The organism is Actinomadura sp. BRA 177, assembly GCF_013372625.1.
GTDB lineage: Bacteria > Actinomycetota > Actinomycetes > Streptosporangiales > Streptosporangiaceae > Spirillospora.
Genome location: NZ_JABXFD010000613.1, coordinates 1 through 1,155, shown reverse-complemented (window position 1 = coordinate 1,155; position 1,155 = coordinate 1). Strand labels below are relative to the sequence as shown.

The window sequence follows — 1,155 nt, the reverse complement described above, 5'->3', positions numbered from 1 at the left end:
ACGGCGAGCAACTGGGTTGACACGTTCTCCTTCGGCGGCAGGGTCGGAGGGGTATAAGAGACAGGTGCTGGACGAGCCGTCCGCCCGCCGCCCGCCGCCGGTCCGCGCCGACAACGCCGCGGAGACCGTCCTGGACCCGTCCGAACTGGGCGTGGTGACCCGGCAGGACCGCGAGGCCATGACCCGCCGCGACGCCGACGACCTCAGCCCGGTGACCCGCCGCGACCGGGGCGGCTTCGCCGACCGGAACGGCCCGCCGCCCGCACGCCCCGGCCAGGACCGCGAACCCCGCACGCTGCTGGAGACCGAGTGGGCGCCGCCCCCGGCCCGGACGGACTCGCCGCAGCAGCCGTCCCCGCCGTGGGACCAGTCGCGGCGGTATCCGGACTGGCAGCAGCAGCCCAGGCCGGGCGGGGAGCGCCGCAGGACGGTGCTCGTCGTCACGATCGCGGTGGTCCTCGTCGTGGCGGCGGTGCTGCTGGGCGCGTTCATCCTGCGCGGCAAGCTGCAGACCGGGTCTCAGGCGTCGGCGATGCCGAGCCCGGTGAGCTGCGCACCGTTCGCGGTGACGGACGGCTGCTCGGACACCACGTCCGTCATCACCATGTAGGGCAGCGTCAGCGGCGGCGGGCTCTCCGGCGTGAACGTCAGCGGGACTCCCAGCAGCTTGGACGACATCTTCGTCGTGTACATGACGACGTCGCCGGTGAGCGTGAGATTGCGGGCCCGCGTCCGCGTGGTGGCGCCGCCGTGCGTGACCGTCTCGTTCACGTTCTTCAGGACGGCCTTGGACATGGAGAACTTCAGTGCCTTGACCGTCCCGCCCGCCGACGGCAGGGACACGACGCCGTCATAGCTGAGCCCCGACATCGTCAGCGAGTCGGCCCGCAGCGTCCCGGAGTCGCTGTAGACGCGCGTCCCGGCTGCCGGGGGCGGCGTGGGGCTGAGCAGGGGGAAGCCCAGCAGCGCGGGGAGCGCGATGGCGGTCAGGCGTCCGCCGCGCGGTGCCGCGCTGTCTCTTCTAACCATCTGAACCTGCCGACGAAGCGGAATGTGTAGATCTCCGTGGTCGGCGGAGCACTCAAAAAAAAGAAAAGAAGCAATAAGCCACCAACGAGCATAAAATACACTAGCATCAGCAAACAAATCGAACAA

General features: G+C 70.0%; 1 protein-coding gene and 1 pseudogene. One reads left to right on the top strand and one right to left on the bottom strand.

Annotated elements, in window-relative coordinates:
• Positions 1-610, top strand: a pseudogene (locus tag HUX53_RS34565) (hypothetical protein); the annotation flags it as partial.
• Here HUX53_RS34565 and HUX53_RS34560 read toward each other — a convergent pair.
• On the bottom strand, positions 520-1,029 hold the full coding sequence (locus HUX53_RS34560; protein WP_176407482.1) for a hypothetical protein: 510 nt from the start codon (positions 1,027-1,029) through the stop codon (positions 520-522). The pseudogene HUX53_RS34565 and the gene HUX53_RS34560 sit on opposite strands and share 91 nt — an antisense overlap.
• Between the last annotated feature and the right edge of the window lie 126 nt (positions 1,030-1,155).

Excerpts from the sequence above, each read along its gene's own strand:
- HUX53_RS34560 (WP_176407482.1), bottom strand. The coding sequence starts at position 1,029 with ATGGTTAGAAGAGACAGCGCGGCACCGCGCGGCGGACGCCTGACCGCC.